The sequence below is a fragment of the Aliihoeflea sp. PC F10.4 genome, assembly GCF_054612275.1.
Window position 1 is genome coordinate 1,987,621 of record NZ_JBTSWH010000001.1, and the last position, 25,452, is coordinate 2,013,072.

Below are 25,452 nucleotides of genomic sequence, written 5' to 3' on the forward strand. Positions count from 1 at the left end.
CCTCGCATCCGCCGACCGCTACCATAAGGTCTGGAAACAGGGTGACAAGTCGGGCATGGAGCGCGGATGACCCAGCCTCCCTATCTCTATTTCGACCCGGCAACGCTTCGCCTCAACCTCGACCCGCACGAGCCTGCGTTCTTCCAGAACCCCTATCCCGCCTACCAGTGGCTGCAAGCGCGTACGCCCGTCTTTTACTGGGAAGAGTTCGGTGCGTGGTGCGTCGCATCCTACGAAGATGTCAACGGCTTCCTGCGCGACCGAAATTTCGGCCGCGAGAAACCGGGCGGCTATCTCGATTATGTTTCAGCCGGCGAAGACCGTGCGCACCTTTCCGATTTCGATGCCGTCGAGGCGCGCTCGATGCTCGAACTGGAGCCGCCCGTCCACACGCGACTGCGCACGCTGGTCAACCGCGCCTTCGTTTCACGTCAGGTTGAGCGGCTGCGCCCGCGCGCCGAGCGTCTGGCGCATGAATTGATCGACGGCTTCGAGGCCGACGGCCGGGCCGACCTGATCCCCGCGTTTGCCACGCCGATCCCGATCACACTCATCGCCGAAATGCTCGGCGTGCCTGCCGAGGACGGGCCGATGCTGCTCGACTGGTCGCACCGGATGGTCACGATGTATATGCACGGGCCTACGCGCGAGATGGCGACGAGAGCCAACGACGCGGCGCGCGATTTCTCGGATTACATCCGCGAACATGCACGCAAGCGTGCGGCACAGCCCGGCGACGATCTTCTCAGCCTGCTCGTCAGCGCGCGCGACGAAGGCCAGAAACTCGATGAAGATGAACTCGTCGCCTCAGCCATCCTGCTTTTGAACGCCGGTCACGAGGCGACCGTCCACCAGACCGGCAATGCCGTGCGCACAGTCCTGAAACAGGGCGGCGATCCACGTCGTTTTTTCACCGACGACGCGGCAACGGCCGCGACCGTCGAGGAATGCCTGCGCTTCGACGCACCGCTTCACATGTTCAACCGCTATGCCACCGAGGAACGCGAAATCGCACCGGGTGTGACGATCAAAGCGGGCGAGCAAATCTGGCTCATGCTCGGCACGGCGAACACGGACGCTGCCGCCTTTGCCGATCCGCTGGAATTTCGTCCCGGCCGGGCGGACCAGAAGAACGTTTCCTTCGGCGCGGGCATTCATTTTTGCATCGGCGCACCGCTCGCGCGGCTCGAAATGCAGGCGTCACTCAAGGCGCTGTTCGACAGGCTGCCGAACCTGAAACTCGCAGAGGAGCCGCGCTATCGCGACACCTATCATTTCCATGGGCTTGAACGGCTGGAAGTGGAGTGGTGAGCGGGAAAATCCGCGCCTAAACCCGGATAACGTATTCCTTGCGCGTCGTCTCGACGACCTCCCATGTGCCCTTGAAACCGGGGCGCAGGATAAAACTGTCGCCAGTTTTCACCGTACGGGATGCGCCGCCCTCCTCCGCGATCACCGATACGCCGGAGAGGATGCGGCAGAACTCCCACTCGTCATATTCGATGCGCCACTTGCCGGGCGTCGCTTCCCACACGCCGGCGAAAAGGCCGTTGCCGGCCTCTTCGACATTCCACGTCCGGAACTGCGGGGCACCTTCAATTACCCTACCTTCAGCCGGCTGGCCCGTTTCGGCTTCGAGGCCGGAAATTCCCAGTCCGACGATACGGCTGACATACATGGCATCCTCCCTGATCCTCAGGCTTTCGCCAATGCCTGCTCCAGATCGGCGATGATGTCCTCGACATCCTCGATGCCGACTGACAGGCGAATGACGTCCGGCCCCGCGCCTGCCGCCGTCTGCTGCTCGGGATCGAGTTGGCGGTGCGTGGTGGACGCGGGGTGGATGATAAGCGATTTCGTGTCGCCGATGTTGGCGAGATGCGAAAAAAGCTCGACGCCTTCGACGATTTTCACACCCGCCTCGTAGCCGCCCTTCAGACCGAAGGTGAAGACCGCACCCGCGCCTTTCGGCGAGTATCTCTTGTGCAGGGCGTTGTTCGGATCGTCCGCCAGACCGGGATAGGACACCCACTCCACCTTATCGTGCTTCACCAGCCATTCGGCCACCTTCAGCGCGTTGTCGCAATGGCGCTGCATTCTCAGGGGCAGCGTTTCGAGGCCGGTCAGGATCATGAAAGCATTGAAGGGCGAGATAGACGGGCCGAAATCGCGCAGGCCCAGTACGCGGCAGGCAATGGCAAAGGCGAAATTGCCAAAGGTTTCGTGGAGGACGATGCCGCCATATTCGGGACGTGGCTCAGAAAGCATCGGATAGTTGCCGGAGGCCGACCAGTCGAACGTGCCTCCATCCACGATAACGCCGCCCATCGAATTGCCGTGGCCACCGATGAACTTGGTCAGCGAATGAACGACGACGTCCGCGCCATGCTCGATCGGGCGCAGGAGGTAAGGCGAAGCCATCGTGTTGTCCACGATCAGCGGGAGGCCGTGCTTGTGCGCGATCTCGGCAATGGCCGCGATATCGACGAAAGTGCCGCCCGGATTGGCGAGGCTTTCGATGAAGATTGCGCGCGTCTTCTCGTCGATCTGGTTTTCGAAGGTCGACAGATCGGTCGTGTCGCCCCAGCGAACTTCCCAACCGAAATTCTTGAAGGCATGACCGAACTGGTTGATCGAGCCGCCGTAGAGCTTGCGCGCGGCGACGAAATTGTCGCCCGGCTTCAGGATCGTGTGGAAGATCAGAAGCTGGGCGGCATGGCCCGAGGCTGTCGCCAGCGCCGCCGTGCCGCCTTCAAGCGCGGCGACACGCTCTTCGAGCACCGCCTGCGTCGGATTCATGATACGGGTGTAGATGTTGCCGAACGCTTTCAGCCCGAACAGCGAGGCGGCGTGGTCGGCATCGTCGAAGACGAAGGACGTCGTCTGGTAGATCGGCGTGGCGCGCGCGCCTGTCGCCGGGTCGGGCTGTGCGCCCGCATGAACCGCCAGAGTGTTGAAACCGGGTGCGCGCTGCGCCATGAAACGTCCTCCTGATGCAAATCGAGGCGTCATTCATCGCAAAGGGCCGAGCCAAAAGCAAAGACGATTATTCCGCCGAATCCACGTCGATGCGCACCTGCGCGATCGCTTTCATGCGGATTGGAGAAATCCGTTCCTACCGCGGGCGGATGCCGAAGCTCTGGAAGCCGGCACGCATCACCGGCTTTTTGGACGAGATGACGCCGCTGTTGACACCGTTCCAGCCGATCTCGCCGGCAAGGCGCGCATATTCGATCTTGGGGCAGCGGTTCATCACCACCTTGATGCCCGCTTCCTCCAGCTTTGCGGCCGACGCGTCGTCGCGTACGCCAAGCTGCATCCAGACCACTTTTGGCAAGGACCCGAGCGTCAGTACCTCCTCGACAATGCCGGGGACCGCATCGGACGCGCGGAAAACGTCGACCATGTCGACCGGTTCGGGAATGTCGGCAAGCCGCGCATAGGCCGTGCGACCGAGGATAGATTTACCCGCCTGGCCCGGATTGACGGGATGGACCATGTAGCCCTTGTCGATCAGATATTTGGCAACGAAGAAGGACGGTCGAACGTCGTTGGCCGACGCGCCGATGATGGCGACCGTCTTCACCTCGTTGAGGATACGGGAAATGTAGGAATTGTCATAGGTATCGTGGTTCATTCGTCCGTCCACTGCGGCCTGCGCTTTTCGATGAACGCGCCAATCCCTTCCTCGGCGTCCCGCGCAAGCATGTTCTCGACCATCACGCGGCCCGCATATTCATAAGCATCGGAGAGATCCATCTCGGCCTGCACATAGAAAGCCTCCTTGCCGATCTTCAGCGTCAATGCCGATTTCGACGCAATGGCTTGCGCGTATTTTCCGACAATCTGATTCAGGTATTCCGGCGGCACGACCCGATTGACGAGACCGAACTCGCGCGCCGTCGTCGCCTCGATGATCTCGCCGGTCAAAAGCATCTCCATCGCCTGCTTGCGCGAGACGTTGCGCGAGAGCGCGACCATCGGCGTGGAGCAGAAAAGGCCGATATTGACGCCGGGCGTGGCAAACGTCGCCTCGGTCGTCGCGATGGCAAGATCACAGCTTGCGACGAGTTGGCAGCCGGCCGCCGTGGCGACGCCTGCGACAGCGGCGATAACAGGCTTTGGGTGGCGCACGATCTCCTGCATCAACGCACTGCATTCGGCCATCAATTCGCTGAAAAACGCGCGGCCCTTGTCGGCGTCAACGCGATGTGCGGCGATCTCCTTCAAATCATGCCCCGCCGAAAAGACCTTGCCGGTCGCACCGATCACGACGACGCGCACTGCATCGTCGTCAGCCGCGCGCGCCAGATGCGCCCGCAAGGTCGCGATCATTTCCATCGACAGAGCGTTGGCGGGCGGCGAATCCAGCGTCAGGCGGCAGATGCCGGCGTCGATATCGGCGTGGACAGGAGATGTCGCCTGAACGGCGTGCAGATGTGTCATGCGTCAATTCCTTTGTTCATAAGGCTAGCACGGCAGTGCTTGATGAACAGGATCAAAACGACGACAGTTGGTTGACGTTTACGCAAACGGAAATGGGAGGGACATATGAGCCGACCGCTGGAACCGGTCATGGATGCCGACGAGGTCAACGCGTTTCTCAGACAAGTCTATCCGCAACTGAACGATGATTTCGCTGCCTACGAGGCGACGGAAATCTTTCCCGGCGGATGCGTCGTGCGACTCAACGCCGATCAACGCCATTTGCGGCCGGGCGACACGATTTCCGGGCCGTCCCTTTTCACGCTAGCCGATATCGGCGGCTATGTGTGCGTGCTCTCCCATGCCGGACCGGATGCGCTTTCGGTTACCACCAATCTCAACATCAACTTCATGCGCAAAGCCGATGCCGGGCCTGTCGAGGGCCGCTGCCGCATATTGAAACTCGGGCGCGCGCTCATGGTCTTCGACATCGAGATGGTCAGCGGAGCCGATCGCCACGTCGTCGCGCACGCTACCGGCACCTATTCGATCCCGCCAAAGCGATCATCACAATAGGGTAAAATAATACCCTATTTATAAGACGCTGATTTAACTATCTATTTTAGCGCGCATGGTCATAACGATAGCTTGACGAGGCGGAACCTCATGCCTATAAGCCCATCCAGACGCGCTTCCGGTTTCCGGGAGCCGTTTTGTTGTCGGGCAACCGGCAACACAAGCAACAAGAAACGCCTTCCTCGTTGAAGGTTAAAAACGGAAGCCTACCAACCATGAAAACCTTTTCGCAGAAGCCTGCGGACGTGGTGAAGAAGTGGGTCGTGATCGACGCCGAGAACATCGTCGTCGGCCGCCTCGCCACTATCGTCGCCAACCGTCTGCGCGGCAAGCACAAGCCGACCTTCACGCCGCATGTCGACGATGGTGACAACGTCATCATCATCAATGCCGACAAGGCCGTTTTCACCGGCAAGAAGTTCACCGACAAGGTGTACTACTGGCACACCGGCCACCCGGGCGGCATCAAGGAGCGCACAGCGCGCCAGATTCTCGAAGGCCGCTTTCCCGAGCGCGTTCTCGAGAAGGCTGTCGAGCGCATGATCCCGCGCGGCCCGCTCGGCCGTCGCCAGATGAAGAACCTGCGCGTCTACGCTGGCTCCGAACATCCTCACACCGCTCAGACGCCTGAGACGCTCGACGTCGCCGGCCTGAACAAGAAGAACACAAGGGTCTTCAAATAATGGCTGAACTCAATTCTCTCCAGGATCTGGGCCAGGCGACCGGCGCGACCGAGCAGGCCGCTCCCGTCCACGTCCAGAAGCTCGACAAGCAGGGCCGCGCCTATGCCACCGGCAAGCGCAAGGACGCCATTGCGCGCGTCTGGGTCAAGCCGGGTTCGGGCAAGATCATCGTCAACGACAAGGAATTCGGCGCCTATTTCGCGCGTCCGGTTCTCCAGATGGTGCTCCAGCAGCCGATCGTCGCCGCTGACCGCGCCGGTCAGTACGACATCATCGCGACCGTCGCCGGCGGCGGACTTTCGGGTCAGGCCGGTGCCGTTCGTCACGGCATCTCCAAGGCACTGACCTACTACGAGCCGGGCCTTCGCCCCGTGCTCAAGAAGGGCGGCTTCCTGACCCGCGACTCGCGTACGGTCGAGCGCAAGAAGTACGGCCGCGCCAAGGCTCGCCGTTCGTTCCAGTTCTCGAAGCGCTAAGCGCTTTCGGACATACGGAATTCGAAAGAGCGGGCCTTCGGGTCCGCTTTTTTCGTTTTGGATTTTGGCCAAAGCCACCTACACTGTAAATCACTGTAGACGTGGAGGCTGTAATGCGTTCTGCCGGGCAAATGACATTGACGCTTACCGACGATCTCGAAAAGTTTGTTCGCGATCAGACCCGCAAGGGCGCCTTCGCCTCCAATAGCGAATATGTACGCACGCTCATTCGCGAGCGTTTTTTTGAAGAGCGCGATCGCGCTGAGCGCCGCAGCAATTTGGACGCAGCCATCGCCAAAGGCCTCGCTGACGTGGAAGCTGGTCGGGCGCTGCCGGTGGATGAGGCCTTTTCTCGGCTACGCGACACGTTTGCACAAGAGCGCAAGCGTCGCGGATGAAAGTTGTCATCGCCGATGCGGCGTGGAGCGACCTTGCAGATATTTTTCGCGCAGTATCGATGGAACGACCGATCGTAGCCGAGCGCCTCATCGACGCCCTTCACGAACGATGTCGATCTCTTGGAGATAACGCGTTGGCATTTCCGATCGTCAACGGCTACGAACATCTCGGGATCAGGCGGCGCATCTACGGCAAATATCTGATTTTCTATCGATGTCGTGATGACGTCGTTGAAGTGCTGCACATTCTTCACGGCGCCCGAGACTACGAAAAGCTTTTATAAAGGCGACCCGCTCAATGCCCCAAAAAACCATCGATAACGCCTTCACGGCCCCTGCCCTCAAGGGTGCGGCGAGCGATCCGACCCATGCTGGGGCGCTGTCGTTCATGCGCCGCAGATATTCGAAGGACATCGCGGGCGCAGACGTCGTGGTCTGGGGCATTCCGTTCGACGCTGCCGTCTCGAACCGTCCGGGTGCGCGTTTCGGGCCGCAGGCGATCCGCCGCGCTTCCGCGATCTTCGATAATGACCCGCAATATCCGTTTGATGCTGACCTCTTCGAGGATCTGGCAGTCGTCGACTATGGCGATTGCCTGCTCGATTATGGAAATCATCAGGAAACGCCCGCGACCATCGAGCGCGAGGCGGAAAAGCTCATAGCCGATGGCGCGTTTCTGCTCTCCATGGGCGGGGACCACTTCGTCACATGGCCTCTTCTGAAAGCCCACGCGGCGAAATACGGCCCGCTGGCGCTCGTCCAGTTCGACGCGCATCAGGACACATGGTTCGATGACGGCAAGCGCATCGACCACGGCTCATTCGTCGCTCGTGCGGTGCGCGACGGCGTGATCGATCCTGAACGCTCGATCCAGATCGGCATCCGCACACATGCGCCTGACGATTTCGGCATCAAGATCATCTACGGGCACGAAGTCGAGGAAATGAAGTCCGGCGAGATTGCTGGCATCATCAAGGAACGCGTCGGCGATGCGAAGACCTATCTGACCTTCGATATCGATTGCCTCGACCCGGCATTCGCGCCCGGCACCGGCACGCCGGTCGCAGGCGGCCCTACATCTGCGAAGATGCTGTCCGTCCTGCGCGGTCTCGGCGCACTCGACATCGTCGGGGCCGACATCGTCGAGGTTGCACCCGCCTACGACCATGCCGATATCACGGCCATCGCGGGCGCGACCGTTGCGCAGCATTATATCGGGCTGGTTCTGGAGAGACGCCTGAAGCGTTGATTCAACCCGTTTGTATATTGAATCGGGATGCGGCCGCATCTCTTTGAAATTGAGTGAGCATTTCCATGAAACCGAAAATTTTCATCGACGGCGAACACGGCACGACCGGCCTTCAGATCCGGCAGCGCCTTGCCGGCCGTGGCGATCTCGACATGCTGTCGATCCCCGAAGCCGAACGTCGCAACGATGCGTTGCGCGAGGAAATGCTCAAATCCGCCGATATTGCGATCCTGTGCCTCCCGGACGACGCCGCGAAGCAGGCTGTCGCGATGCTCGATGGCAACAACTCGACGCGCGTGATCGACACCTCGACCGCGAACCGCATCAATCCCGATTGGGCGTACGGTTTTGCCGAGCTCGACGAGGGTCAGGCCGAAAAGATCGCGTCCGCGCGGCTGGTCGCCAATCCCGGATGTTACCCGACAGGCGCGATCGGTCTGATCCGCCCGCTGGTCAAGGCCGGTATCCTTCCGTCGGACTATCCGGTCAGCGTCAACGCGGTGTCGGGCTATACGGGCGGCGGCAAGCAGCTCATCGCGCAGATGGAAAACGAGGATGCGGCCGATCATATCGCCTCGCCGCATTTCCTTTACGGACTCACCCTCACCCACAAGCATATGCCGGAAATGCAGACGCATGGCCTGCTCGACCGCGCGCCTATATTCGCGCCGAGCGTCGGTCGCTTCGCGCAGGGCATGATCGTGCAGGTGCCACTGCATCTGGCCGATCTCAACGGCAATCCATCGCTCGGCGATCTGCACGCCGCGCTTGAAGCGCACTATGCCGGTCAGGATGTGGTGGAAGTCGTGCCCTTGGCCGACAGCGCGAAGTTGGCGCGCATCGATCCGACCGAACTCAACGATACCAACCGCATGAAGCTTTTCGTCTTCGGCACCGAGGGCAAGGGCCAGGCGAACCTCGTCGCTGTCCTCGACAATCTCGGCAAGGGCGCGTCGGGCGCTGCCGTCCAGAACATGGACCTGATGCTATCGAAACGCGCGGCCTGACGGTCAGGCTCGCACGGTTTCGGAAGGCAGCGGATACGGCCCCTTCGTCGCGCGCCAATGGGCGGCGGCAAAGCCGAGCACGACGATGGCGAAGGCGTGGTGCGTCAACGCCAGCCCGAGCGGCACGACCATCACCAGCGTCTTGATGCCGATGATCGCCTGCGCCAGCACCAAACCAAACATGAGCATCGCGCGGCGTGCGTGCGGCGATCCGGAGGCTTCTCGCCGCGCGTCGATGACGTGCCAGATCGACAGTGCAAACAAGACATAGGCGCCCATACGGTGCATGAACTGGACCGTCTTCGGGTTCTCGAAGAAATTGACCCATGCCGGGTCCATGACCAGTAGCCCGCCCGGCCAGACCTGGCCGTCCATCAGCGGCCATGTGTTGAAGGTCAAACCGGCATGAAGCCCGGCGACCAGCGCGCCAAGATAAATCTGGAAGAGTACAAGCACGAGAAGCCAGCCAGCCTGTTTGCGCGTGCGGTCCCCCGATGGCCCGACCGAATGTGGCGCAAGGCCGCGCGCGATCAGCATCGTCGCAGTGAAGATCACGCAGGCGAGAACGAGATGCACGGCAAGCCGGTACTGGCTGACGGAGACGCGCTCGGAAAGGCCAGAGGCGACCATCCACCAGCCGATGAAGCCTTGCAGCCCACCAAGCGCAAGAAGCCCGAGAAGCTTCGGCTTCAAATGGCTTTCAAGCCGGCCGGTCAGCCAGAAGAAGGCCAGAGGGAAAGCAACAAGAAAGCCGACCCCGCGCGCCAGAATGCGGTGCGCCCATTCCCACCAGAAGATGGTCTTGAACTCGTCGAGGCTCATGCCCCGGTTGATTTCCTGATACTGCGGAATCTGGCGGTACTTCGCCAGTTCCTCCTGCCATTGCGCTTCGCCGATCGGCGGAATGACGCCATGGATCGGCTTCCATTCGGTGATCGAGAGGCCCGAACCGGTCAGGCGCGTCGCGCCGCCGACCACGAACAGCGCGAACAGAACGAGCAGCACCAGATAGAGCCAATAGCGTACCATCCGCCGATTGCGTTCTTCGACGCTCAGGCCGACGGGCCGGATGCCTTCGTGTGCCGCCATGGCCATGACGATGTCCTTCAGGGAAATTTGCGTGGCGAAGCAGTGCCGCATCATTGCTGCGGTTGCAAGGCTTCCCCCCGCGACCCGGGGTCGCGTTTGCCTCGCGATGCGCTTTGGATTATTGAGCGCGCATAAGGAAATCGACCATGCCCGTCCGCGTCAAGAAGCTCATCGGAACCTTTCTTCTGGTTCTCCTCGTCGCCGTCTATGCGATCCTCGCCACGATCATCGCTGTCGCCCAGCTTGCCGAGTCGAGCGCGTGGGTCCATCTGGCCTATTTCTTCTTCACCGGCTTTCTGTGGGTCATTCCGGCGATGTTCATCATAAGCTGGATGACGAAGCCGTCGAAGCGGGACCTAGCCCGCGACCTATAAGGTCACGACGCGCCTGCGCGAATTGATGAAAGCGGAGAACCCGGTCAGCATCGTGCGCAGATGCCCAAGTTCCTGATAGTTCCCGTTGAGCGAGATACGCGGCAGCGCGTGAAGATGATCGCGATGCTCCGGCTGGATCGTGCCGTGGCGTGTCGTCACCGCCGTCCTGAAACCCTCTTCCCTAGCAAGCTTCACCTCACGTGCGCCGACCGCCGCAGCATATCCATAGGGATAGGCGAAATGGACCGGCCGGTGGCCAAGCCGTTTTTCCAGAATGTCAGCCGAATTGCGCATTTCAAGCCGTGCCGTCTCCTCCTCGAGACGGGCGAGATTGTAGTGATGCACCGTATGCGCGCCGATCGTTCCGAGCGGGTGACGGTCGATTTCCACGATCTGATCCCACGACATGAAGGCGCTGGTCTGGGTGTCGCGCCCGCCCATGGCGTCGAGAACCGACTGACGATCCCTCTCGGCGATCTCCAAGGTCATCTTGTTCATCAGCGTGGCGACTGCCGCCATCTTCTGCTCAGTTGTACGGCAGGGCAGTTCGCCTCGCCCCGCCTCTTGAGGCAGCGTGATGATTTCCCGCTCAAGCGCAAGCGCCTCGATCACTTCCCACCAAGGCTGAACCGTACCGTCGATCAGGCCGGGCGCAACGAAGATGGTGAAGGGCACGCCGTGCTTTTCGAAAACGGGCAGAGCCTCGAAGTAGTTGTCGAGATACGCGTCGTCGAGCGTAATGCTGGCGAGACGGCGGGTCGGTTTGGCGACCGTCGCATCGACCATTTCGTCGAGCGAAACGAAGTCGTAGCCGCCCCGCTTCATGTCGGCGATAGCGCAGTCGAGAAAATCGGGCGTCACGGTCAGATGGGCATTGATCCCGAGCGCCTTGCGCGGCTGCGCGGTTACGCTATGCAGCATCAGGATCGCGCCGACGCCCGCCAGACGCGGCGCGGCAAGGCGAGCAGCGCCAGTCCACCGTGAGGCCGATAACACGAATTTGCGAACTCGCTCGCGGGTATCGGTCATTTGGAAACCTTTATGTTCTAATTTCCGGCGACACGGTATGGTTGTGAATTGAAACTAGAGGCGAAGAGTTGAAGCATGGTTGATGCGCTGGCGAGAGCACGGAGCGATGGCTCCGACCTCGAAATCGTCGTCCAGACGGCCGACGAACAGGCATGCGCGCAATATCGCAGCTTCGCAGACCAGCGCGTCACCGGCGCGGCCCAGACGCCGCTCTGGTACGAAACCTGGCTCAGAACCTCTGGGCAAACCGGCTATATCGTCTGGCTTTTCGGCAAGGGCCAACCGGTAGCAGCGCTTCCGCTTGCAACGACACGCCGCAACGGTTTGTCCGTGCTGGAATTTGCCGGCGGCGGCCATGCCAACGGAAACTTCTGCCCATCTTCACAGCCCGATCTCCACGTCCCGGCAAAGGCACTGGGGCAAGCGGTTAAAGCGGTCGTACCGGCTGCACTCATGCTTTCACTCGAACGGCAGCATAGCGTTCTTGCCGGTCAAGAGAATTTCCTTGCCGATCTGGCAACGCGATCAAGCGGCAACATCGCGCTCGCTGCCAGCCTTGAAGGCGGGTTTCCGGGGCTACTCGAACGCGCCAACGGCAAGAAGAAATCGAAAAAGCGCCGCATGCAGTTTCGCCGCTTCGAGGAAGCGGGCGGCACGGAACTGAAAACCGCGGCGACGGCGGCGGAAGTGGACGAGATCATCGACGCCTTTTTCCGCATGAAGCGCGCCCGCTTCGAAAAGGCAGGCATTCCCGATGTGTTCGCCGAACCGCATATCCAGAAATTCTGGCGGGAACTGTTCGTTGCGAGCCTTGGCGATCCGGCCGGTCCGTTCAGCCTCGAAATGCTGTCTGTGGGTGGAACGCCAAGGGCGATCACCGGGTCATCGCTTCTGGTAGATCGCAGCATATGCGAATTCGGTGCGATAGAAGACGACGACCTGACCTCGACCAGCCCCGGCGAGTTTCTGGCTTACTCCAATATCGAGACGGCCTGCGCGAAGGGGCGAAGCTATTACGATTTCAGCGTCGGCGACGAAGCCTACAAGCGCTCATGGTGCGACACCGAAATCACCCATTTCGACGTCGTCCTCCCGCTTTCGACGGTGGGGCGAATGGCGGTTGCCGGGTCGAACCTTTTCGCCGATGCCAAGCAACGCGTGAAATCGAATCCACAGCTTCTGAAAGCTGCAAAAGCGCTGCGCCGGTTGCGGTAGAGTCTATGCGACCGTGCGGCTGTCGCCCTGCTCCAGCGGCGAACTGGGGATGACGCGCATCGTCTCGCCATAGCCGGCCTCGAACAGGTTGCGCGCGGCTTTTTCCACGCGCGGGTCCTGTCCGTCAATCGCGCCGATCATGATTTCCGTCGCCTGACCGATCACGCGGCGCAGCCCGTCAAGCTGCGTCGGTCCGCATTCGACCACGACGATGTCGTATGCCGTCGTCAGCGACGTCAGGATAATCGGCAGCCGGTCGGCGGCACGCATCGCCCGGCGCGCTTCGGCGGTTCCGACCGGGATGACATGGCAATCCGAATAAAGGTCGCCATGGATCGTCTCGGTGAACTGAGCCTCAGCGGCCAGAAGATTCGTAATGCCTGTATAGGTGCGGCTTTCGAGCATATGGCTCGATGGCGTGCCGGATACGGTTAGATCGAGGTAAAGCACGCGCATTCCCGCATCGGCCAGTTCGCGCGCCACCATCACCGAAGCCGTCGACGCCTCCTCGCCCTCCGGCGACAGGAAAACGGCACGGGAGGCATTGGTGTCGATCAGATGCGCTGCTGCCGTCTGAACGGACAGGTCGAGCGGCGTTTCGTTTGCGGGCGTCGTCATCGAGGCTGCAGCGGGCAAAACCATCCGCGGCCCGGGCTCCGCGCGATTGGCGCGTGGCGCGGGCTGCATGGCGCGGCCGCTGAACAGTTCGCCAAGCAGCGTGCCGATGATCATGAGCAGAAGCGAACCTGCGAATGCCGCACCGACGATAGGCACAAGCCTTGGATAGTAGGACGATACGGGAGGTGTCGCGCGGGCGAAGATGCGCGCATCGACGGGCAGATAGTTGCGGTCTCCGCGCGCGCTCGCCTCGCGAAAACGGGTCAGATAGGATTCGAGCAACTCGCGCTGGGCCGTCGCCTCGCGCTCCAGAGCGCGCAATTCGACCTCTTCGGACCCAGCCGTCGCGGACGTCGCCATCAAAGTATCGAGTTCGCCCTGAAGGCGCGTTTCGCTGCGCCGGGCGGCCAGCGCCTCGTTTTCCAGGCTGACGAGCACGGTCCGCGCCTCTTCACGGATGCGGTTCGACAGATCGGCAAGTTGCGAGCGCAGACCGCGCAAGCGCGGGTGATTGTCGAGCAGCGTCGTCGAAAGCTCGGCGATCTCTGCCTGCAACTGGACCTCGCGTTCACGCAGCCGCTGCACGACGGGCGAATTCAGGACTTCAGGCACGGCATCGAGCGGCCCACCCGTCTCCAGTGCCTGCCGCACGCCTTCAGCGCGCGATTCAGCTTGCGAACGGCTCGCGCGAACACGCGACAGTTCGGACGAAAGCTCCGAAAGCTGCTGACTGGTCAGGGTCGAGTTGTTCTGACCGACGAGAAGTCCAGTATTCGCGCGATATGAGGCAACGGCGGCCTCGGCATCGCGAACACGCTCGCGCAGATCGGCGATTTCGGGCGCCAGCCATCCGGTCGCGTCCTCGTTCGACAGAAGCTTTGCCGCGCGCTGCTCCTCGATATAGGCGTCCGCGATCGCGTTCGGGACATCGGCGGCAAGCTGCCGATCCTCCGACGAAAAGCGGATGACGATGACGCGCGAATTGTCGATGCGGTAGACATCGAGCTTTTCACGCATGATGTCGATGGTCTGCTGGTCGCGCATAAGTTCGTCGGGGGCGCGCAGGCCGAGCCTGACCATGAGGCCGCCGGACCGGAATTCCTCGCGCTCGGAAAGGGCTAGCTCCTCTGAAACGCGCCGCAGGATGTCGCTTGAGCGGATCACCTCGACCTGGCTCGTTACGCCCTCGTCGTCGAAGATCGGCCGCTCGCCATCGCCCTGCCCGGCGGTGCGCGTATAGGCGGATTCGCGCGCCTCGATCAAAATGCGTGTCTCGGCCTGATAGAGCGGCGTGGAGAAATAAACGAGAAGATAGCCGGCCAGCGAAGCCAACAGGGCAACGGATAGTATGATGCGCCATCTCTCGCGCACGCTTATCGCGAGGCGTCGAAGGTCGATGTCGACGTCACTGCCACCCATCTGCGTCGAACTCATGGCGAATCCACTCTCCGGCCAGTTTGCACAACAAGTAAATACACATGGTAACCACGAGGTTAATGAAGTCGACGCAGGCCTGAGATCTTCGCGCCTGATCTTTACCCGGCATTAACCTTAACGAGCTGATAACGGAACTGTCGGGAAACATGGTCGCTTCGCGGCTCAGGGGACACCTAACGGCGATGAAACGCTACACTCTATACTGTTTGCTTGCCGTTGCCCCGCTGGCATCGTGCGCGAGCTATCAGCCGGCACCACACGCGTTTCATGAGGCGATCAACCAACCCTACGTTCTAGATGCGGGTGACCGTCTGCGCATTTCCGTCTTCGAGCAGGACTCGCTGACCAACACCTATTCCGTCGACCAGTCCGGCTATATTGCCTTCCCTTTGATCGGGCCCGTCGCCGCCCGTGGTCACACGCTTCAGCAGATCGAGCGCCAGATCGCGACGATGCTGCGCAACGGCTATCTGCGCGATCCCGACGTGACCGCCGAAGTCGATCGCTACCGACCCGTTTTCATCATGGGCGAGGTAGGCGCGGCCGGACAATATTCCTTCGTGCCCGGAATGACCGTCCAGAAAGCCATCGCGTCGGCGGGAGGCTTCACGCCGCGCGCACAGCAACGCGACGTAGACATCACCCGCCAGATCAATGGTGAAGTCATGACCGGACGCGTGAGCACCAGCGACCCGGTTCTGCCCGGCGATACGCTCTATATCCGCGAACGGTTCTTTTAGAGTTCGCTGCCTATAAAGTGGAATGCGTATCGTTCACGCGTTCAGATCTCCTGTCGGCGGCATCTTCCGCCATGTCCGCGACCTTGCAATGGCACAGCACGCCGCAGGGCACGAAGTCGCTATCGTGTGCGATTCCAGCACCGGCGGTGAACACGAGGACCGTCTCTTCCAAAACGTCGCGCCCTACCTTTCGCTGGGCGTTCATCGCATTGCCATGCAACGCCAGATCGGCATGGGCGACTTGTCCGCGGCAATCCGCACATACCGCACCATAAGCGCGCTCAAACCGGACGTGCTTCACGGCCACGGCGCGAAAGGCGGCGCTTATTCACGCGTCTTCGGCTCGCTCATCAAACGCCGTAACCGGTCGCTGGTGCGGCTTTATTCGCCGCATGGCGGCGTGCTGCATTACGATCGAAATTCGAGGTCCGGGCGCAACTATTTCTTCCTTGAACGCCAGCTTGAACGGTTCTGCGACCACATTCTTTTCGTCTCGCAGTTCGAGCGCCAGACTTATATCGACAAGATCGGCGAGCCGCGCGCGGCCGAAAGCCTCGTCTATAACGGGGTTCAGGAAATCGAGTTCGAGCCTGTCGATACTGCTACCGACGCTGCCGATTTTCTTTATATCGGCATGATGCGCGACCTGAAGGGTCCGGACCTCTTCATCGAAGCGCTTGCGCAGGCACGTACGCGTTTTCCGGACGTTCGCGCTCATATGGTGGGCGACGGCGAAGGGGTACCGCGCTACCGGGCACGCGCGGCCGAACTCGGCCTCGACATCAAATTTCATCCAGCGATGCCGGCACGTGAGGCGTTCGCCTTGGCCCGATTCATGGTCGTGCCCTCGCGTGCCGAAGCGATGCCCTACATCGTCCTTGAAGCGCTGGCGGCCGGGCGTGCCATGATCGCGAGCGCAGTCGGCGGCATTCCCGAAATTCTGGGAAAGACCAGCGACGCGCTGACGCGGCCAACCGTTGTCGATCTTGCCGAAAAGATGAGCCAGGCAATGGCCGACCCCCAATGGTTGCCCGCCCTGATGCCGCCGACAGATATTTTGCGCGATCGTTTCAGCGCATCGGCGATGGCGCAGCGTATCGAAAGCGTTTACCGTAAAAGCGTCTGACGCTGGCCCGATCTCGCATTTCAAGGCTTTCTTAGGCGCGCAACGCTAGCGTTCCCGGGAATTTGCGAGCGTTTCGATGAACAAGTCCAAACCAAGCCATCATCCGTTCACGGCAGAAGCCGTTCACGCCTTCAAGGAAGGCGCATCGACGTCTGCTCCGGTAGAGCTCAATCCGGTCGCGCGCCAGATCGCCTCGCAATACCGGCGCAACACGACATCGCCGGTTATGATCAGCGGACTACTTCGGCTTACCGAATTCGCGCTCGTGACGCTTGGCGGAATTGCCGTTTTCATCGTCTATACGGGTGCTTCGATCGGGCTGACTTATGCCTATCCGCTCGTCATTCTCGCCGGTTCGGCGCTCACCGTGTTCCTGCTCGAACTGGCCAATCTCTACCAGCTCGGCGTTTTGCGCCGCCCCTTGAGATATCTGCCGAAAATGGCGCTGATCGTGACGGCATCCTTCGCGCTGCTCGCCATGGCCGGGTTCTTCCTGAAAATATCGGCCGAGTTTTCGCGCGTCTGGTTCGCGGGCTGGCTCGTCACCGCGCTGACGCTCATGCTCCTCACACGGCTTGTTCTGGCCGCGCTGATCCGGCGCTGGGCACGCGATGGAACGATGGAACGACGCGCGCTCATCGTAGGCGGGGGCAAGCCGGCCGAAACGCTGATCCGCATGATCGAGCAGGACCCCGACAACGACATCCGCATTTGCGGCATCTTCGACGATCGCGACGATACCCGCTCGCCTGCGGTCGTCGCCGGATATCCCAAGCTCGGCTCCGTTGCCGAACTGGTCGAATTCGCCCGCATGGCCCGCGTCGACATGCTCATCGTCTCGCTGCCCCTCAGCGCGCAATCGCGCGTCTTGTCGCTTCTCAAGCGGCTTTGGGTTTTGCCGGTCGACATCCGCCTGTCGGCGCATTCGAGCCAATTGCGCTTTCGCCCCCGCGCCTATTCCTATGTCGGCTCGGTGCCGATGCTCGATATCTTCGACAAGCCGATCAACGATTGGGACTCGGTCGCCAAGCGGCTCTTCGACATCGTCTTCAGCCTGGCCGGACTTCTCGTCTTCTCGCCGATCATGATTGCGACCGCGATCGCCATCAAGCTCGACAGCAAAGGCCCGGTCTTCTTCAAGCAGAAGCGGCACGGCTTCAACAACGAGGTCATCGAGGTCTGGAAATTCCGCTCGATGTATGCCGACCAGAACGATCCTCATGCCCGGCGCGTCGTCACCAAAGGCGATCCGCGCGTTACCCGCGTCGGCCGCTTCATCCGCAAGACGTCGATTGACGAGTTGCCGCAATTCTTCAACGCGCTTGGCGGATCGCTTTCGCTTGTCGGTCCGCGCCCGCATGCGTTGAAGGGTTTTTCGCAAAACCGGCTTTTCGAAGAAGTCGTCGACGGCTATTTCGCGCGCCACCGCGTGAAGCCCGGCGTCACCGGGTGGGCGCAGATCAATGGTCTTCGTGGCGAAATCGACAATGACGACAAGATCCGCCGCCGTACCGAATACGATCTCGACTATATCGAGAACTGGTCGCTCGGCTTCGACCTCAAAATCCTGTTTTTGACGCCTGTTCGTCTCCTCAATACGGAGAACGCATATTGAAGGCGTCCACGCATCCCCTGCCCCGATCGGCGATAGACGCCAAGCTCGTCTCGCTCGCGATCCCCGTCGCGGTCGGTCTCGGCGTGGCGCTGGCCGGGTTCGTCCAGAACGAGCCCGCGCCTTATGAACTCTACATGGTCGGGCTCATCGGTGTTTGGGCGCTTTTGGGCCTCACCATCTCGCGCACCGTCGCGCCTCTCCTCGCGCTTTGGGTCGTCTACCTCATCGGCGGCATGATCTCGATGACCCGCATGTCCGATTATGGCGGCACACCGCTTTATCTGGCCGTCACAGCATTTCTCGCACTCAGCGCGGTCTTTTTCGCGGCCATCATCGAAAAGCGGCACGAATTGCTGCGCCCGATCTTCATCGGCTGGACATTGGCGGCATGCCTGACCGCGATGCTCGGCATTCTGGGCTATTTCAACGCATTTCCCGGTGCCGATCGCTTTACGCTCTACAATCGCGCTTCGGGCGCGTTCAAGGACCCAAACGTCTTCGGGCCGTTCCTCGTCATGCCGGCGATATGGCTTCTCCATGCTCTGATAACCAGCCGCCCAGGCCGGATGATCGTGCCGGCAATCGGCCTTCTGGTTCTCAGCATGGCGATCTTCCTGTCGTTCTCGCGCGGCGCATGGGGACTTTATGCCGTTACTGCGATCCTGCTTTGCATGACGCTCTTCGTGCGCTCGTCCAGCAACCGGCTCAGATTGCGCATATTGACCATGGGGCTTCTCGCGATTGGCCTCGTAGCGCTTGCCATCGTCGTCGCCCTTCAAATTCCGGCCGTTGCGGGTCTGTTTCTCGAGCGCGCGCAGCTCGTGCAGGACTATGACGGCGCTCGGCTAGGGCGATTTGCCCGGTTCGGCATGGGTTTCGCACTCGCCGCCGAACGGCCGCTCGGCATCGGGCCGCTCGTGTTCGGCACGATCTTCGGCGAAGACACGCACAATATCTGGCTCAAGTCGCTGATGGATTATGGATGGATCGGGTTTGCCGCCTATTCGACGCTTCTGATCTGGACGGTCGCCGGCGGCTTTCGAATCCTGTTTCGCGAGCGTCCGTGGCAGCCCTATCTCCTGTGCGCCTGGCTGGTCTTCGTCGGGCACATCCTCCTTGGCACGGTGATCGATATGGATCACTGGCGGCATTTCTATCTTCTGATGGGAATCATCTGGGGTTGTATGGCGCTGGAAGTCCGATATCAGCGCGAGGCTTCCCGAACGGCACCGGGGCTTTTACGCGCGGGCGGCAATTATGCGCTTGCCTTGCCCCGGCCGAACAATTAGAGCTTGCCCCGGTTCGGAGCGTAGCGCAGCCCGGTAGCGCACTTGACTGGGGGTCAAGGGGTCGTGGGTTCGAATCCCGCCGCTCCGACCATTTAAATCAACGACTTAGCTACCATCGTTGATTAGCATCACACATTGCCAACCTCATTGCGGGTGCTCGCCGAGGCGACCCCCGGCCACTCGGGCGCGTGGTCGAACACGGCAAACATTTTCAGAGCGTGTTCGCCATATCCGCTCGTGCTCGCCCAATAAAAACTGGCGAGTCTTTATCATTCCAAGAACAATTCGGAATGAGCGAGGCGTACTCTTTCGACAAACGATCAAAAATGTGCGATTATAGGCTTCAGGCGCAACCAAATTCATGAAATTACGTTGCGTCAGTATCGGCTTGGGAGGGCCGTCAATCTGGGAGGATTGAGATGTCTATACTAAGTTACTTCGGATGGTTCGAGATCGTGCTCGTCAGTGCTGCCGTATGCTTGATGTGGGCAACCTGGGATTTTGGCGAATCCTGAGCGTGAACACGCGCGACCTCGTCGGTCGTTCCAATCATATTTCTGATCGCCCATGCAAAAAGGGCCGGTGAATCCGGCCCTTTCTCAATTTTCTCATCCGATATCAGCGACGTAAAAGCAGCGCCGCCGCGAGTCCGATAGCTGCCACGCCGGCAAGGACCAGCGCCGGATTATCGCGCGCGGCCTGCTCGGCATGGCGGGCCTGCTTGCGCACGACCGGCATCCAGTCGTGAATGCGGTCGCTTAATTCGCCATAGGCGTCCGACGCGGTCTCGCGGGTGTCGTCATAAAGATGAGAACCGCGCTTGCGCGCTTCACGCGACAGCGAGTTCAATTCCTTGGTGAGGTGGGAAATCCTGTGCTCGAGTTCATCGTCCCAGGAACGTCGCCCGCCGAAAATCGAATATGACATAAGTGGTCCTTCCATCCGCCACGTGGTTGCCTGACAACGGCAGCGAATGCGCTTGGTTCCACCTGACCCTACGCGATCGAACTATCGGACCTGATCGAGAAGACGCTTGCACTCCAGAAGGTCGAAAAGAGCCTCCTGCAAAAGTGCTCGGTTGTCGCGCGACAGGCGTTCGCCATCGGCGGCGACGGGGCCGTCCTCTTCCGAGCGTCCCAGCCCGAAAAACCGTCTGGCGGGCTTTGCCCTTGCCTGCCCGACGACGATCTCTCCGTCATCGTCATCGCCCACCGGCAATGGTTCGGCTGCTTGCGCCTCGGCCTGCTTGCGCTGCGCAATGGCCTCGACGGCTGCCAGATCGCCATTGCCGATCGCAACCACGAACTGGTTGCCGTTCTCGCGCAGGAGCTTCTGTACGCCCTTGATGGTGTAGCCCTGATCGTAGAGCATGTGCCGGATGCCTTTAATCAGTTCGACATCCTGCGGACGATAATAACGGCGACCGCCGCCGCGTTTCATCGGTTTGATCTGCGTGAACCGTGTCTCCCAGAAACGTAGAACGTGCTGGGGCAGGTCTAGATCGTCCGCAACTTCACTGATGGTGCGGAAGGCGTCGGGGGACTTTTCCATGGCGGATTCGCTTTCGGCTCGCGATTCGCCGCTTATTACAGTCCCTTAGCCGAAAATATTCAAGCACCTGTCGGCCGACAGCCAGCAAATGATGTTGATGAACGGGAGGTCAGCCCTTGGCGACCTTCGCCGTTTTTTCGGGAAGGGACGCGGCGCGATGCGCGTCGAGAATACGCTCCTTGAGAACGTTCGACGCCTTGAATGTCATGACCCTGCGCGGAAGAATGGGGACTTCCTCACCCGTTTTGGGGTTGCGGCCGACGCGTTCGTTCTTGGAACGAACCTGAAAGGTCGCAAATGAGGACAGCTTGACAGTCTCACCGCGAACGATCGCGTCGCAGATCTCGTCGAGAACCATCTCGACAAGTTGCGCGGACTCCGTGCGAGACAATCCCACCTGTCGGTAGACCGTCTCCGCAAGATCGGCACGCGTTAAAGTCGTTCCCCCCATCGGTCGTCCCAACCATTCTGGAAAACTGGAAATTATCAATCCGGCCGAGACGTTAGAAAATTGGGGTGTCGAGGTCAAGAACCCATTGGCGACGCTGGCTTTATCCGCTCCTTACCAACGGACAAGCACGGCGCCCCAGGTAAAGCCGCCGCCCATCGCTTCGAGAAGAACGAGATCGCCCTGCTTGATGCGCCCCGTCTCGACGCCCTCGCACAAAGCGAGCGGCACGGAGGCAGCCGACGTGTTGCCGTGCTGATCGACGGTGATGACGACCTTCTCCTCGGCAATTCCGAGCTTCTTCGCCGACGCATCGATGATACGCTTGTTGGCCTGATGCGGCACGAACCAGTCGATGTCGTCAGCCGTCACGCCGGCCTGGTCGAATACGGAGACGATCACGTCGGTGATCATGCCGACCGCATGCTTGAACACCTCGCGACCTTCCATGCGCAGGACGCCCACGGTACGCGTCGTCGACGGCCCGCCGTCGACATAGAGCTTTTCGCGGTGCGAGCCGTCGGAGCGCAGGCTAGCTGCCAGAATTCCGCGGTCCGCAATCGTCCCCTCGCCTTCCTGCGCCTCAAGAATGACAGCGCCGGCACCGTCGCCGAAGAGAACGCAGGTCGAGCGGTCTTCCCAATCGAGAATGCGCGAGAACGTTTCCGAACCGATGACGATGACACGCTTGGCCATGCCGCCGCGCAGATAAAGATCGGCCGTATTGACCGCGTAGACGAAGCCGGAACACACCGCCTGCATGTCGAAGGCGAAGCCGTGGCGCATGCCGAGCCGCTCCTGGATCTCGACAGCCGTGGCGGGAAAGGTGTTGTTCGGCGTGGAGGTCGCCAGAACGATGAGGTCGATGTCGTCGATCGTCAGCCCTGCTGCATCCAGCGCGGCGCGCGCGGCCGCCTCGCCAAGCGATGCCGTTGTCTCGTCATCTGCCGCGATGTAACGCTGCCGGATACCGGTTCGCTGAACGATCCAGGCATCGGAAGTTTCGATCATACCTTCGAGTTCGGCATTCTTAACCACGCGGCGAGGCAGGGATTTGCCCACCGACCGGACGACCGATCTGATCATTGAACTCATCTCACTTTCCGGCCGTTGCCGGCTCTTCCTTTTCGTCGCGCGAAGGGCGCAGGCGTCCGTGGAACTGCCTTAGCTCCGAATCGATCCGGTCCTTCAGCTTGCCCCTGGCCATGTCATAGCCAAGCTCAACCGCGGCTGCGAACCCTTCCTCGTCGGTGCCGCCATGGCTTTTGACGACGATGCCGTTGAGGCCGAGGAACACGCCGCCATTGGCCTTGCGCACATCCATCTTCTCGCGCAGCAGCGCGAAGGCGCCCCTGGCGAGCAGGTAGCCCATTTTCGACATCATGCTGCTCGACATGGCCTCGCGCAGATATTGCGCGATCTGCCGTGCCGTGCCCTCGGCAGTCTTCAGTGCGATGTTACCGGCAAAGCCTTCGGTCACGACGACGTCGACCGTGCCCTTGCCAAGATCGTCACCTTCGACGAAGCCGCGATAATCCATCGATTTGAGGTCGATCTCACGCAGGATGCGGCCCGCTTCCTTGACCTCTTCCTGTCCCTTGATCTCCTCGACGCCGACATTGAGAAGGCCGACGGACGGGCGCTCGATATCGAACAGCGCGCGGGCCATGGCCGAGCCGAGAATGGCGAAGTCGATCAGCTGATGCGCGTCCGCGCCGATCGTCGCGCCGACATCGAGAACGACGCTTTCGCCGCGCACGGTCGGCCAGATCGCCGCGATCGCGGGGCGCTCGACATTCGCCATGGTGCGCAGGCAGAATTTCGACATCGCCATCAGCGCGCCGGTATTGCCGGCCGACACGCACACATCGGCCTCGTCGTTCTTGACGGCATCGATCGCCTTCCACATCGACGATTTCCAGCGTCCCTGACGCAAGGCCTGGCTTGGCTTGTCGTCCATCCGCACGGAGATTTCGCTGTGGAAGAACTGCGAAACCGCGGCCAGCTTCGGCAATCCGTCGAGGACCGGCTTCACCTCGTCCTCGCGGCCGTAGATCAGGAAGCGGACGTCCGGACGACGCTCGGCGACGCGCGCCAGGCCGGCAAGCGTCGTTTTCGGTCCGTGGTCTCCGCCCATGGCGTCGATGGAAATGCGTATCACGCGTGAATCGTCTTTCATTGACCCGAGACGGGCGAAATTTCAGCAAAGTGCGGCGAAAATACCGTTTTCACTCCATCAGGCAACCTGCTTATGCACAGGCAAGCCGCGCGTGTCTCCGTTGCAGGGATATACTCGCCAACGCAGGCACCGGATCAGACCTTGCCCTTCAGGCCCTTCAACTTTTCATAGAGAGGACCGCGCGCCTCGTCGTCCTCATCAACGGCGACAGACGCCGCGCTGCCCGCCTTGCGCGGATAGGGATCGATCCCAAGCGCGAAAAATTCTTCGGCAAGCGCGCCCACGTCGATCGTATCGCCGGAAAACGGTTCCGGCCCGTCTTCACCCTCCGCGTCTAGAAGCATTTCGCCGCCCTCCAGAACGTCCGGCCGCGCAAGCCGCGATCCTTCCGGCACGAACAGCGCGTGAATTTCGCTATCGACCACCGCGTCGAGAGGCTCAAGCGAAACGCCGCAAGTCTGGACGATGGATGCCTTGACACGGCCCGTCACCTTAACGCCATCGCGCTTCCAGTTGGCGACCAGCAAGTCGGCGTGAAACGTTTTCATCCCGACGAGGCTATGCGCATTTGCAAGCGCCGCCTTTTGTTCGTCATCGGCCTCAAACCTGACCGGCATACCGCTGGCGGGTAGCCGCAACACGTTGACGCCGAAGGAAATGGGGCTGTCCGTCGTGGTCATGCTGCCGATCCTTCCTGCTGCGCGGCCGCATCGGCAGGCAGGTAGACCACCTCGCCGGCAGCGAGCGCGTCATCACTCTGGCCGCGCAATGCATCGACGGACGCCATGATGTAATCGGCCATGTTGCCGGCCTGCGGCCACGGCTCTCCCCCCGGCAAAATATTGCGGGAGAGCGCCTCCATTAAAACCGCGCGGTCGCCTGCATCGACTGCGGCTCCATATGATTCGGCGCGGCCGTAAAACATGCGGGCAAGTTTTTTCATGCGTTTCGGGACGCCGACATCGCCAATGCCGAGTTCGCGCAACGAATGGTCCACATCCTTGAAAAATTCGTCCGTCAGTTCCTGCGCGACCTCTGCTAGGCTCCCGGTGGCGCTGCGCGTGCGGTGAAGGAACAGAAACATGTGCAGCGCCATCATTTCGTAGCGGCCAAGCGGCGTATCGGGTACGTTCCAATCCGCATAGAAAGTCGGTTGACGTGCGGCCACGACGACCCGATCATAGAGCTTGCCGACGATCCTGGCGTTTTCGTTTCGGCGCTTGCCGAACAATCGACTGAACATCGCACAAGGCTCCTGTGAGCGTTTTTGTCGGGACGGGTTTCGGCCTCGATATGTTGCATCGGCGCGCAAGCTGGTTTACCGCTTTTGCCCGCGGGCGCAAGCGTCGTCCTGTTCCAAGTCAGGGAGTTGTCGTTGCTAGGACGGAATTTCAAGAGCCGCGCACGGCTCGTCACTTCGGGGCTCGCTGGCCTCCTCGCACTGAGCGTTGCCGGCTGCTCCGTCTCGGACGATTTCAATCCGCGTCAGACCTTCACGCAAGGCTACGTGATCGATGAGCAGATGCTCGAACTCGTCCCGGTCGGCTCCAGCCGCGAGCAGGTCCAGCTTGCGCTCGGCACGCCGACAACGACTGCGACATTCGACAACGAGACCTACTACTACATTTCGCAGACTGCGGTTCGCAGCGTGGCGTTCCAGAACCCGCGCGTCGTCGACCGGCGAATTCTCGCGGTCTATTTCGGTGCGGACAATCGGGTCACCCAGATATCCAATTACGGCCTGCAGGACGGACGGGTGTTCGACTTCATCTCGCGCACCACGCCCACCGGCGGACGCGACATGGGATTCATCCAGCAGCTGATCGCAGGTGTCGGTGGCGGCGGCGCTCCGACGCCGGGCAGTTCACCGGGTTCGGTCGGGTTCTGACCGTCAGGCGACTTCGGAAAACAAAAAAGCCGCGGGAAAC

The 25,452-nt window shown here is 60.9% G+C and carries 29 protein-coding genes and 1 tRNA gene; 16 read left to right on the plus strand and 14 right to left on the minus strand.

The window, feature by feature from the left end; genetic code table 11:
• Positions 1-66 precede the first annotated feature (66 nt).
• Positions 67-1,311: a cytochrome P450 gene (locus ACX82Z_RS09970; RefSeq protein ID WP_459588383.1), complete on the plus strand. Its 1,245-nt coding sequence runs from the start codon at positions 67-69 to the stop codon at positions 1,309-1,311.
• Between the two features lie 16 nt (positions 1,312-1,327).
• On the opposite strand, the gene ACX82Z_RS09975 is transcribed toward ACX82Z_RS09970, so the two are convergent.
• From ACX82Z_RS09975 to ACX82Z_RS09990, 4 genes are all read right to left on the minus strand, one after another.
• Positions 1,328-1,678 (minus strand): cupin domain-containing protein, encoded by a 351-nt coding sequence (locus ACX82Z_RS09975; RefSeq protein WP_459588385.1) that lies wholly within the window; start codon positions 1,676-1,678, stop codon positions 1,328-1,330.
• Positions 1,679-1,695: 17 nt separating this feature from the next.
• Complete coding sequence (locus tag ACX82Z_RS09980; protein ID WP_459588388.1) at positions 1,696-2,979, minus strand: O-acetylhomoserine aminocarboxypropyltransferase; 1,284 nt, start codon at positions 2,977-2,979, stop codon at positions 1,696-1,698.
• A gap of 136 nt (positions 2,980-3,115) precedes the next feature.
• On the minus strand, positions 3,116-3,637 hold the full coding sequence (locus tag ACX82Z_RS09985; RefSeq protein WP_459588390.1) for a CoA-binding protein: 522 nt from the start codon (positions 3,635-3,637) through the stop codon (positions 3,116-3,118).
• Complete coding sequence (locus ACX82Z_RS09990; RefSeq protein ID WP_459588392.1) at positions 3,634-4,446, minus strand: enoyl-CoA hydratase; 813 nt, start codon at positions 4,444-4,446, stop codon at positions 3,634-3,636. The genes ACX82Z_RS09985 and ACX82Z_RS09990 overlap by 4 nt, the downstream gene beginning before the upstream one ends.
• A gap of 105 nt (positions 4,447-4,551) precedes the next feature.
• Between ACX82Z_RS09990 and ACX82Z_RS09995 the strand changes: the two genes are divergently transcribed.
• From ACX82Z_RS09995 to argC, 7 genes are all read left to right on the plus strand, one after another.
• On the plus strand, positions 4,552-5,001 hold the full coding sequence (locus ACX82Z_RS09995; RefSeq protein WP_459588393.1) for a PaaI family thioesterase: 450 nt from the start codon (positions 4,552-4,554) through the stop codon (positions 4,999-5,001).
• Between the two features lie 215 nt (positions 5,002-5,216).
• Positions 5,217-5,684, plus strand: a complete 468-nt coding sequence (gene rplM, locus ACX82Z_RS10000; protein WP_459588396.1) for a 50S ribosomal protein L13 — start codon at positions 5,217-5,219, stop codon at positions 5,682-5,684.
• Positions 5,684-6,160, plus strand: a complete 477-nt coding sequence (gene rpsI, locus ACX82Z_RS10005; RefSeq protein ID WP_459588399.1) for a 30S ribosomal protein S9 — start codon at positions 5,684-5,686, stop codon at positions 6,158-6,160. Before rplM ends, rpsI begins: the two co-directional genes overlap by 1 nt.
• Before the next feature lie 113 nt (positions 6,161-6,273).
• Entirely contained in the window at positions 6,274-6,558 is a 285-nt protein-coding gene (locus ACX82Z_RS10010) for a ribbon-helix-helix domain-containing protein (protein ID WP_459588401.1), read from the plus strand.
• Positions 6,555-6,842, plus strand: a complete 288-nt coding sequence (locus ACX82Z_RS10015; RefSeq protein WP_459588403.1) for a type II toxin-antitoxin system RelE/ParE family toxin — start codon at positions 6,555-6,557, stop codon at positions 6,840-6,842. Before ACX82Z_RS10010 ends, ACX82Z_RS10015 begins: the two co-directional genes overlap by 4 nt.
• A gap of 14 nt (positions 6,843-6,856) precedes the next feature.
• The gene (speB, locus tag ACX82Z_RS10020; protein ID WP_459588406.1) at positions 6,857-7,807 is read left to right on the plus strand and encodes an agmatinase; all 951 of its coding nucleotides are present in this window, start codon (positions 6,857-6,859) and stop codon (positions 7,805-7,807) included.
• Between the two features lie 65 nt (positions 7,808-7,872).
• Positions 7,873-8,814 (plus strand): N-acetyl-gamma-glutamyl-phosphate reductase, encoded by a 942-nt coding sequence (gene argC, locus ACX82Z_RS10025; protein WP_459588408.1) that lies wholly within the window; start codon positions 7,873-7,875, stop codon positions 8,812-8,814.
• Positions 8,815-8,817: 3 nt separating this feature from the next.
• On the opposite strand, the gene ACX82Z_RS10030 is transcribed toward argC, so the two are convergent.
• Positions 8,818-9,903, minus strand: a complete 1,086-nt coding sequence (locus ACX82Z_RS10030) for a COX15/CtaA family protein (protein ID WP_459911699.1) — start codon at positions 9,901-9,903, stop codon at positions 8,818-8,820.
• Positions 9,904-10,049: 146 nt separating this feature from the next.
• Here ACX82Z_RS10030 and ACX82Z_RS10035 point away from each other — a divergent pair, with 146 nt between their 5' ends.
• A complete protein-coding gene (locus ACX82Z_RS10035; RefSeq protein ID WP_459588411.1) occupies positions 10,050-10,277 on the plus strand; it encodes a DUF2842 domain-containing protein in 228 nt (75 codons plus the stop codon).
• On the opposite strand, the gene ACX82Z_RS10040 is transcribed toward ACX82Z_RS10035, so the two are convergent.
• Positions 10,272-11,306 carry a polysaccharide deacetylase family protein gene (locus tag ACX82Z_RS10040; protein WP_459588414.1) on the minus strand — a complete coding sequence of 345 codons (1,035 nt, stop codon included), beginning with the start codon at positions 11,304-11,306 and terminating at the stop codon, positions 10,272-10,274. The genes ACX82Z_RS10035 and ACX82Z_RS10040 overlap by 6 nt on opposite strands.
• Positions 11,307-11,381: 75 nt before the next feature.
• Here ACX82Z_RS10040 and ACX82Z_RS10045 point away from each other — a divergent pair, with 75 nt between their 5' ends.
• The gene (locus ACX82Z_RS10045) at positions 11,382-12,521 is read left to right on the plus strand and encodes a GNAT family N-acetyltransferase (RefSeq protein WP_459588416.1); all 1,140 of its coding nucleotides are present in this window, start codon (positions 11,382-11,384) and stop codon (positions 12,519-12,521) included.
• Positions 12,522-12,524: 3 nt separating this feature from the next.
• On the opposite strand, the gene ACX82Z_RS10050 is transcribed toward ACX82Z_RS10045, so the two are convergent.
• A complete protein-coding gene (locus ACX82Z_RS10050; protein ID WP_459588418.1) occupies positions 12,525-14,573 on the minus strand; it encodes a Wzz/FepE/Etk N-terminal domain-containing protein in 2,049 nt (682 codons plus the stop codon).
• Positions 14,574-14,758: 185 nt separating this feature from the next.
• Here ACX82Z_RS10050 and ACX82Z_RS10055 point away from each other — a divergent pair, with 185 nt between their 5' ends.
• From ACX82Z_RS10055 to ACX82Z_RS10075, 5 genes are all read left to right on the plus strand, one after another.
• Complete coding sequence (locus ACX82Z_RS10055) at positions 14,759-15,316, plus strand: polysaccharide biosynthesis/export family protein (protein ID WP_459588420.1); 558 nt, start codon at positions 14,759-14,761, stop codon at positions 15,314-15,316.
• A gap of 22 nt (positions 15,317-15,338) precedes the next feature.
• A complete protein-coding gene (locus ACX82Z_RS10060; protein WP_459588422.1) occupies positions 15,339-16,442 on the plus strand; it encodes a glycosyltransferase family 4 protein in 1,104 nt (367 codons plus the stop codon).
• Between the two features lie 76 nt (positions 16,443-16,518).
• Positions 16,519-18,057 (plus strand): undecaprenyl-phosphate glucose phosphotransferase, encoded by a 1,539-nt coding sequence (locus tag ACX82Z_RS10065; RefSeq protein ID WP_459588424.1) that lies wholly within the window; start codon positions 16,519-16,521, stop codon positions 18,055-18,057.
• On the plus strand, positions 18,054-19,346 hold the full coding sequence (locus tag ACX82Z_RS10070) for an O-antigen ligase family protein (RefSeq protein ID WP_459588426.1): 1,293 nt from the start codon (positions 18,054-18,056) through the stop codon (positions 19,344-19,346). Before ACX82Z_RS10065 ends, ACX82Z_RS10070 begins: the two co-directional genes overlap by 4 nt.
• A 14-nt stretch (positions 19,347-19,360) precedes the next feature.
• A tRNA-Pro gene (locus tag ACX82Z_RS10075) sits at positions 19,361-19,437 on the plus strand.
• Between the two features lie 527 nt (positions 19,438-19,964).
• On the opposite strand, the gene ACX82Z_RS10080 is transcribed toward ACX82Z_RS10075, so the two are convergent.
• From ACX82Z_RS10080 to ACX82Z_RS10110, 7 genes are all read right to left on the minus strand, one after another.
• Positions 19,965-20,273, minus strand: a complete 309-nt coding sequence (locus ACX82Z_RS10080; protein ID WP_459588428.1) for a hypothetical protein — start codon at positions 20,271-20,273, stop codon at positions 19,965-19,967.
• An 81-nt stretch (positions 20,274-20,354) separates the two neighbouring features.
• A complete protein-coding gene (locus ACX82Z_RS10085) occupies positions 20,355-20,897 on the minus strand; it encodes a MerR family transcriptional regulator (RefSeq protein ID WP_459588429.1) in 543 nt (180 codons plus the stop codon).
• A gap of 109 nt (positions 20,898-21,006) precedes the next feature.
• Positions 21,007-21,348: an integration host factor subunit alpha gene (locus ACX82Z_RS10090; protein WP_459588430.1), complete on the minus strand. Its 342-nt coding sequence runs from the start codon at positions 21,346-21,348 to the stop codon at positions 21,007-21,009.
• A 111-nt stretch (positions 21,349-21,459) separates the two neighbouring features.
• Complete coding sequence (locus ACX82Z_RS10095; RefSeq protein WP_459911701.1) at positions 21,460-22,431, minus strand: beta-ketoacyl-ACP synthase III; 972 nt, start codon at positions 22,429-22,431, stop codon at positions 21,460-21,462.
• Positions 22,432-22,441: 10 nt separating this feature from the next.
• Positions 22,442-23,506 carry a phosphate acyltransferase PlsX gene (plsX, locus tag ACX82Z_RS10100; protein WP_459588432.1) on the minus strand — a complete coding sequence of 355 codons (1,065 nt, stop codon included), beginning with the start codon at positions 23,504-23,506 and terminating at the stop codon, positions 22,442-22,444.
• A 152-nt stretch (positions 23,507-23,658) separates the two neighbouring features.
• Positions 23,659-24,204, minus strand: coding sequence for a YceD family protein (locus ACX82Z_RS10105; protein WP_459588434.1), 546 nt, complete (start codon positions 24,202-24,204; stop codon positions 23,659-23,661).
• The gene (locus tag ACX82Z_RS10110) at positions 24,201-24,767 is read right to left on the minus strand and encodes a ubiquinol-cytochrome C chaperone family protein (RefSeq protein WP_459588436.1); all 567 of its coding nucleotides are present in this window, start codon (positions 24,765-24,767) and stop codon (positions 24,201-24,203) included. Before ACX82Z_RS10110 ends, ACX82Z_RS10105 begins: the two co-directional genes overlap by 4 nt.
• Positions 24,768-24,899: 132 nt before the next feature.
• Here ACX82Z_RS10110 and ACX82Z_RS10115 point away from each other — a divergent pair, with 132 nt between their 5' ends.
• Positions 24,900-25,412 carry an outer membrane protein assembly factor BamE gene (locus ACX82Z_RS10115; RefSeq protein WP_459588437.1) on the plus strand — a complete coding sequence of 171 codons (513 nt, stop codon included), beginning with the start codon at positions 24,900-24,902 and terminating at the stop codon, positions 25,410-25,412.
• Positions 25,413-25,452: the final 40 nt, after the last annotated feature.